We start from the raw sequence: 1,774 nt of genomic DNA on the forward strand, positions 1-1,774 counted from the left end.
CTCGGTCAAGGTCACCGCGCCGGGCGTTGGCGATGGGGCGAAATCGCCACCTGTCGCTCTGCCTGGTGGAACCTATCGCTTCTCGGTTCCGGTAAATTTCGGGCAGCGTGTCGGCGGTTTCTCGAGCGGAATTCTGCTGAACGTGATCGAAACGACGTCCAGCGGTGAGACGTACGGTGTCTTCACGGAGACGCTGACGGGCTTTAACGGCATTCGCTTGATGCAAGGTGTGTTCACCGTTCGACCCGGCAGCACCGTCAACATCACCGTCACGACCGTCATGACCGGCGGGGTTACGTTCAATATCGGCCGGTTGTCCTTTTTCCGGATTCTGGGCCGGCTTGGGTCGCTTAACCGCGGGAAGCATGTCCTCTTCGGAGATAGCTGGTTCGCCAGCGGCCTCATGTTGCAGCGATTCCAGCAACGTCTGCCTGATGCCACCTTCGTCAACAAGGGGGTGTCAGGAAACAAGATTACCGATCTTGTTGCGCGCTTCTTTGCGGATGTGGTGCCGGAGAATCCCGATTTCGTCTGGGTGATGTGCGGCACGAACGATATCTATGCGGGAATCACGGCGCCGGCGTTCGAAGCCGAACTGAACACCCTGAAAACGAATATCGCCACAATTGGCGCGCAGCCGATTTTCTTCAATTGTTCGGTCGGTTCCGCCTTCTATCCCGTTGCCCCTGGCGAGCAGCTGACCAACAGCCGCCGCTACGCCATCCGCGTCAACTATCACAATCAGACGGTGCAGCTCGCGGGGACGGGATCCGATGTCCGGAGCTTCGCCGTTTCGGGCACGGTCACGGTGCCCGCCGGAAGCTCTGTCGTAGTGGCCAGCACGCCGGAGCCTACGTCATCGACGGCGACGCTTCGAAACTTGATCTCGGTGGCAGGCGGGGCTTTGACGCTGCGGATCGGGTATGCGACCACCATCGACACGACCCTCACCGACCAGAAGAGCTTCGCGTCCGGGACCGTGCAAGCGGATGTGCTTCTGAACCGCACGAATTCGGACCGCCGGATCGTGAACGTGGTGGCCTCCAACGGTGGCGGCTCGCCGCTGTCGATCACTGTGTCCGCCGAAATCTCGTGGGCCAAGGACTGACGCCGTGGCTGACGAGCATCTGTCCGACGCCTTTATCAAATCGCTGCACGCTCGGGTCGTGCAGATGGAGCAGGACATGGCAAGCAACGCGGAAGCCACGGCGCGAAACACATCGTCAATCGAGACGATCCGGCAGAACACTCAGGACATAGTTGACACGTTCCAGGCGCTGTCTGGGGGGTTCAAGGTCCTGCAGGGGCTGGGCCGATTGGCTAAGCCGTTGGCCTATATCGTGGGCCTTGGCACCGCCATCATTACGGCCTACTCGGCCTGGCGGGGTATCCGATGATCGCGGCAAGCCTGAAACGCAAGCTGCTGGCCGCTTCCGGCGCGGGCGCGATCGCCATCGCGGGCGTGCTGGTCGCGCACTTCGAGCCGGGCAAGGTGCGCGGTAAGCCATACATCGACCCGGTGGGCGTGCTGACCGTGTGTGACGGGCACACCGGGCCGGACATCGACCCGAAGCGGATCTACACGGATGCGGAGTGCGACGCCTGGCGCGATGCGGATCTCGCCATTGCCGACCGGGCGGTGCGCAGATTGATTACCGTGCCGCTGAACGACTGGCAGCGCGCGGCGCTCATCGACTTCACCTACAACCTGGGCGCGGGCAACCTTGCCGAATCCACCATGCGGCGCAAGTTCAATGCGGGCGACTACGCCGGC

3 protein-coding genes are annotated in these 1,774 nt (G+C 62.2%); all 3 read left to right on the plus strand.

What is annotated here, in order from left to right:
• Positions 1-1,108: SGNH/GDSL hydrolase family protein (locus tag ACN6PJ_RS31375; RefSeq protein ID WP_427999519.1), on the plus strand; the 1,108-nt coding region annotated here is incomplete at its 5' end.
• A 4-nt stretch (positions 1,109-1,112) separates the two neighbouring features.
• Positions 1,113-1,397: a hypothetical protein gene (locus ACN6PJ_RS31380; RefSeq protein WP_427999520.1), complete on the plus strand. Its 285-nt coding sequence runs from the start codon at positions 1,113-1,115 to the stop codon at positions 1,395-1,397.
• Positions 1,394-1,774, plus strand: a 381-nt coding sequence (locus tag ACN6PJ_RS31385; RefSeq protein WP_427999521.1) for a lysozyme, incomplete at its 3' end; no start/stop codon positions are given. The genes ACN6PJ_RS31380 and ACN6PJ_RS31385, both read left to right, overlap by 4 nt.

This window comes from Achromobacter sp., assembly GCF_050285585.1.
Classification (GTDB): Bacteria; Pseudomonadota; Gammaproteobacteria; order Burkholderiales; family Burkholderiaceae_B; genus Achromobacter.